Source organism: Algibacter sp. L4_22 (genome assembly GCF_023473045.1).
GTDB lineage: Bacteria > Bacteroidota > Bacteroidia > Flavobacteriales > Flavobacteriaceae > Algibacter.
Genome location: NZ_JAMCOK010000013.1, coordinates 1 through 5,851, shown reverse-complemented (window position 1 = coordinate 5,851; position 5,851 = coordinate 1). Strand labels below are relative to the sequence as shown.

The window sequence follows — 5,851 nt, the reverse complement described above, 5'->3', positions numbered from 1 at the left end:
AAGTCAGATGTTTTGAGCATGAGTAAAATCAGTCGTTCGCAACAGTTGCGTTTTGAATGGTCAGAAGTCGGTTGAGTTAGTTTTTTTAACCACTTTTAAGCTTGTTTATATATTTTTTCGAGATGAGTGAGACATGAATGCCAACGGTTACGTATATGAAATGTTGCGTGTTTGTGTGCGAGGATTTTCCGAAGGAAAATCAGATGCAAGCAAACAAAGCAACTCACATTGGTTAAGCACAAAATAGCAATTTTTTATATACAATGTTGGCATTAGTTTTTTATTCTTTTCGTTAATAGTTCGATTTCCAATTCAGAGTTAATTCCTTTTTTAAAATGTTCATTTAGCCAAAATTCAGCTGACTCGATATCTCCATTCTGTTTGTATAGAAAAGCAAGAATATATTCAGGCGAAATTATTCTCTGTCCGATTTCAAATGCAGGATTCTTTACATCATAAAGAAGTCCATCAATATTTTCTTCCAATGTTGATTTTCCTTCGAACCAATTTTTAATTTTGGGAACGTTATTAAAAAGTACTCGTTCTAAACTATCTCTGAATTTTTGTTCATTTATTGTACTTATTCTGTCGGGATTAATTGGCTTGTTTTTCTCATAACTTTCCTGCCAGCTTTCTAAACGTTTGAAATAAATGACTTTTGTTGATTTGTCGGTTCGATGATTTACAAGCTTTTTTCCAGAAATTGTAGGAACACAATCAAAGCAATTACCAAACGAAAAAGAACCACCAAATCCTTTAAAAACATTGTATTCAACTACGTGTTTAATTCCCTCATTATTGAATTCACTAAACCAAATGTATTTTCCATTCCAGTTTTTAAGTCCGATTTTAGACATTCTCGGTGTAACTACTTCCTGAAAAACTTGTAATCTTTTGTCCAGAAGAACTTCATCCAAATTCTCGACATCATCATAGAATTCATCTATTGCTTTATGTCTGTCAATTATGTTTTTTATTTTGTCGAAAATGTTCATTCTTCAAATTAATGCCAACGTGTTTGTATATGGTTTGTTGCGTGGTTTAAGCAACTAATTTAGTAAATAATTACGGACAAAGAAAGTCCGCGAGGACTTTCGTAAGTAGGCGAGAAGCCAGCAATAAATTATATACGGTGTTGCCAGCAGTATTTTATTTTCTTTCAATTTTCACTAGTCCTTGTCTAGTTGCTAAATATAAATTCCCACTATTATCAAAAGTCATTGTCGAAATGTAAGAAGTAGGAATGTCTGAATTTTCATTATGGTAATTCTCCCAACCTCCTTTTAAGTCATATCTCACTAATCCAGCTCTGTCAGTTGAAATCCAAAGTATCTTTTCATTTTTGTCGTAAAGAACACAATTCGTATGGTTAAAAGGCATTCCAGAATTTTCAGTTGTAAATTGTTTGAAATTTCCATTTGAATCACGTATTGCAATTCCTTCGTCATTATTAACTTGCTTTTTATTTTTTCTGTCAAATTCGTAAAGTGTAAAATATAGGTTTCCGTTTTCGTCTTCGTCCATTGATGTAATGCACTTTCCTTTCAGAACTGTAGAGGACTTTTCAAAATTAGTAACCTGATTGTTTTCATCAATCATTGCTGTTCCGTCATACGTGCCAATCCAAAGTCTATTTTTAGAATCTCTTTTAGCAAACGAAACTCTATCGCCTGGTAAATCTTTAAATAAGTTTTTATCAATTTTAGTCCACTTACCATCTTTGAGTATTGTTATTCCATTTTTTGAGCAGAAAAAAAGTTCTCCAGTTTTTGTGTTGTTAACTATATCGTATGCTGAATTTATTCCAATTTCTGTTGAATCATATTTTACCCATTTATCGTTGTCAAAACTATAGATGTTATTTTTTGCATAAATCCATTTAACATTATTGTTATCTGTAGCCAATTCGTAATAAGCAAAGTATTTTCCTTTATCAGAAATATTTTGTTCAGTATTTTTAAATTTGTTTCCGTCAAAAGTTACTAAACCTTGGCTGACAGTTAGCCAAATTAAACCATTTTTGTCAATTGAAATATGGTCATTCCAATTGTTTGGTAAATTTGAGTTTTTAGAATTCCAAACTGTCATTTTGTAATTTTCTAAATTGTCATTTTTGTATTCGTAATTTTCATTATAGATTTCTGGACTATTTGGTTTATCAAATGATTTTTTGAACGCTTCCTTATCAACACGTTCAATTTTACCTGAAATTTTATTGTCATTTACTGTGAAAATTAGGTTGATAGAGGATTTTTCTTCTTTTTTACCTTTCGTTATTGCAGAAGTCCATTTTTTGAATTTATTGAGTTCTTTAATTATTTTTTGCGATATAGCACTTTTTGATTGGTCTGTATGACTTAAAACACAAGCTTTTCCTTTAGAGTTTACGAGAACTTGAAATTTCACAGAACCTTTAATTCCTTGTAAATTTAAATCTTTGTTTAATTTGTCTTGAAGTTTTAGGAACTCTACTTCATCATATCCAGCTTTGGTATCTCCACAATCAAGACAAAATTTTTCAGTCTTACAGTTGTCTAATTTAACAGGGAATAGGTTTTGTGCATTCAATGAGAATGTCAAGATGGTTAATAGTGCAAAAAATGGTATTTTCATTTATTTCGTTCGTTGTTTGGATGCTATTTTCATATTGCTGGCAACGTTTATGTATATGGAAAGTTGCGTGTTTGAGTGCGAGGATTTTCCGAAGGAAAATCAGATGCAAGCAAACAAAGCAACTCACATTGGTTAAGCTAAAAATAGCAATTTTTTATATACTGTGTTGTGTACAGTACTTTTATTTTTAAAGTTCATAATTATTCAACTCTTTAAGTTCGCTCAAAATCTTACTATTCCAATAATTTTGTCCTTTTTCACTAAAATAGCTTTCGTTGTCATACTGATTTTGCAACTCTATACCATAATGCATCAATTCGGTATATTTTTCATAATAGACGGAAATATTTTTCTCGGATTTGTTGTTTAAATCCGAAAATGCTTTTCTAATTTGTCTAGTAACAAGTTCCCAAAGGTCGAAATGTAATTGTTCATGTTTTAATGTTTCTAAATCAGAAACAATAGTCCAAGATTGGTTTTTACCAAAGTAACATTTCAGTGTGAATTTTGGGATATTATTATTATCATAAAAACTTTCTATATATCTTATATAGCACTGAGTTTCTGCGATTGTAATGAACTTATCTTCAGGTGGATTTCCTTTAAAGTCAGTCCATTTCAATTTTCTTGATTTATTCCATTCAATTAATGTGTCAGTTGTTACTTTGTTTTGGCTGAAACCTACTTTTGAAGCAAAAACTAACATTAATGTGAATAAAAACAACTTCATTTTGAGTTTTTTGGGGTATTGTACACAACGTTTATGTATAAGAATAGTGCGGTTTTGTGTGCGAGGATTTTCCGCAGGAAAATCAGACGTAACAAAAGTGCACGGACTCTTGATTAAGCACTAAACTAAGCATTATTTTTATACGGTGTTGCCAACAGTTATTTTTTAAAATTCTTTAATATATATTGATAATCATTGTCTGTTTCGCTCGCAATAATAATTCCGAATGTTTTTAATTTATAAGTTACTAAATATTGTGTCAGATATATTTTTTCCTCTCCATAAGTTTGTAAGTATTTAACCTTAACAACTTTAGAAATCCCATAGTTCAAAAATTTGCTTTCAAGTCTCTTTCTTTCCACTCCGAATGATTCTGACTCGACAAAAAGACGGTTTTCGAGTAAGTCCACATAAACTTCCACCGCTTCTTTTGTCAATTCAACGTAATTTCCTTTTTGAAAAGAGATATTATTTCGGTAGTTGCCATTTTTAATAAAGATTTCTACGGTTTGTCCCATCTTCTTGAAATTCTTCAGTTTTTGAAGTTCATATTCCGAGAGCTCATTTTTGTCAGGTGAATTTTTAATTAATTCAGCAATAGTTTCTATACTTGACTTTTGAAAATCTTTTGGTAAATAAATCTTCTTTTCGAGAAATTCAATCAGATTGATGTTACTGTCTTTAAATTCAGATGGAATTTCTTTTTTATCAGATTTACAACTTAGAAATGTCAGTAGCAATAATGTCAGCAGTATGTTTCTCATAATTGTTGGCAACGTGATTGTGTATGGTTAGTTGCGTGGTTAAGCAACTAAATTAGTAAACTTTTACGAACCTGTGAATATTCCGCAGGAATATTCACAGGTAAGCTCAATAAAGCAATTAATTATACACGGTGTTAGCTGTAGTTTTTATTTTTTCTAAATATCATTATTAGGTCAGTAATTGGATATGCTAATGAAACAATAATTCCAAATACACCGAGTGTTTTATACTTAAATATTCCTCCAGGTAAAAATAATGTTATTGAAAACCATAAAATCAATAAGCAAAAAGGATAGAGAAGAAGTCTTGTCAAAATCTTTGAGAAAGTCCATTCTTTAATCTTTTCTTTCTTTAATTCCGTTTTCGGTTTGTTTATTAGTTCAGGATTATTTTCACGTTCTATATTTTCTATGGCTTGTTTCAGTTCGTCAGTCAAAATTTTTGTTTCGTACTTTTTTGCTTTTGACATTACTAAATGCAATAAAGTTCCAATTACAGAAAATCCGATTATTCCAATAATGGCAGTCTTAAATTCAGTCGTAAATAACAAAACCAAAGCAAGTACAATAAAAAATCCGATTGATATTTTATTCAGAAGTTTGTGATAAGGGTTTTTCTCCGTTTTTATTCCATTCAGTTCTGCATTTTTGCCAAAAGTTAGATGAAAAATTGGATACGCTCCTCTTAAAAAATGTGCAGACCTCCAAATCAGAAGTTCATTCGGTTTTATTTCTCCGCTGTATTTTGTTGTGTTGTAAAAAAACGCATCGTTCCAATGATTTTTCAGAGTACTTTTTTTGTTCTGAATAATTAATTTTTCGATGTCTTTTTTTTCTACCATAAAGATTGGTTCAAATTAGAGCTAACGTTTAGTATATGAAAAGTAGGCAGTTGATAAGCACTTACTTTCGGATTTATACTGAGCCATATTTTTTGTTTTATTTTTACCTTTTTTCTAAAATACAAATTAAAAATGTGGCGGACTTTGCAAATAAGCACAAGCCTTTGAATTCGCACTTTCCGCCCTATTTTTTATATACATTGTTACCCACAGTTTTTTATATCCTAATAGTTTCCGAATTTTATTTTGGTCAACTCTTTAATTGAATTCAATTGTTTGATTTTTGGTTCGGTTTTTAATTTAATTGTAGAATTAACTTCCAAGAAATAATCATCTATTTTGGTTTCAGAAAGGTAGAGCTCGTAAGAAAGATAGTCAATAAATCTATTTTTCTCTTCAGCACTAAATTGCGAATATTGTATTATGAAAAAATCTGGATTAAACTTTATAAAATCCATAATGGTTGCACCAACCATTTCCGATAATGCTCCATCTGATTTCTTAACGATTATTCTAAAAACATCAAAATAGAATTCTAACTCACTTTGATTTTTTATTAATATTTGCTCGATACATTCAAAAGTTTCTTCATTGTCAGAAGGATTTATTTCATTTTTAAGTATTAATTTTGCATATTTTTTAATCTGGTTTAAGTCAGTTTTTCCTTTGATATCCTTAACCTCTTTTTTATTTTCAACTATTATTTTTTCAGAAGTCTGTTTTTTAGATTCAGTTTTACTTTCCTTTGTAGTATTACAAGATAAAAGTAAAATCTGTGTCAAAAATATTATTGGTAGTAGTTTTTTCATATTGTGGGTAACGGTTTTGTGTATGGTTAGTTGCGTGTTTCAGCAACTAATTTAGTAAACAAAAACGAACGCGAGAAAATTCCGAAGGAATTT

The 5,851-nt window shown here is 30.1% G+C and carries 6 protein-coding genes; all 6 read right to left on the bottom strand.

Going from position 1 to position 5,851, the window contains the following annotated elements; genetic code table 11:
- Nucleotides 1-272 precede the first annotated feature (272 nt).
- A complete protein-coding gene (locus M4I23_RS19095; protein ID WP_249755457.1) occupies nucleotides 273-995 on the bottom strand; it encodes a hypothetical protein in 723 nt (240 codons plus the stop codon).
- 154 nt (nucleotides 996-1,149) lie between these two features.
- Nucleotides 1,150-2,613, bottom strand: a complete 1,464-nt coding sequence (locus tag M4I23_RS19090) for a hypothetical protein (protein ID WP_249755456.1) — start codon at nucleotides 2,611-2,613, stop codon at nucleotides 1,150-1,152.
- Between the two features lie 187 nt (nucleotides 2,614-2,800).
- On the bottom strand, nucleotides 2,801-3,343 hold the full coding sequence (locus M4I23_RS19085) for a hypothetical protein (protein WP_158850956.1): 543 nt from the start codon (nucleotides 3,341-3,343) through the stop codon (nucleotides 2,801-2,803).
- Nucleotides 3,344-3,501: 158 nt separating this feature from the next.
- The gene (locus M4I23_RS19080) at nucleotides 3,502-4,107 is read right to left on the bottom strand and encodes a hypothetical protein (RefSeq protein WP_249755455.1); all 606 of its coding nucleotides are present in this window, start codon (nucleotides 4,105-4,107) and stop codon (nucleotides 3,502-3,504) included.
- A gap of 134 nt (nucleotides 4,108-4,241) precedes the next feature.
- The gene (locus M4I23_RS19075) at nucleotides 4,242-4,949 is read right to left on the bottom strand and encodes a hypothetical protein (RefSeq protein WP_249755454.1); all 708 of its coding nucleotides are present in this window, start codon (nucleotides 4,947-4,949) and stop codon (nucleotides 4,242-4,244) included.
- Between the two features lie 224 nt (nucleotides 4,950-5,173).
- Entirely contained in the window at nucleotides 5,174-5,758 is a 585-nt protein-coding gene (locus tag M4I23_RS19070; protein ID WP_249755453.1) for a hypothetical protein, read from the bottom strand.
- Nucleotides 5,759-5,851: the final 93 nt, after the last annotated feature.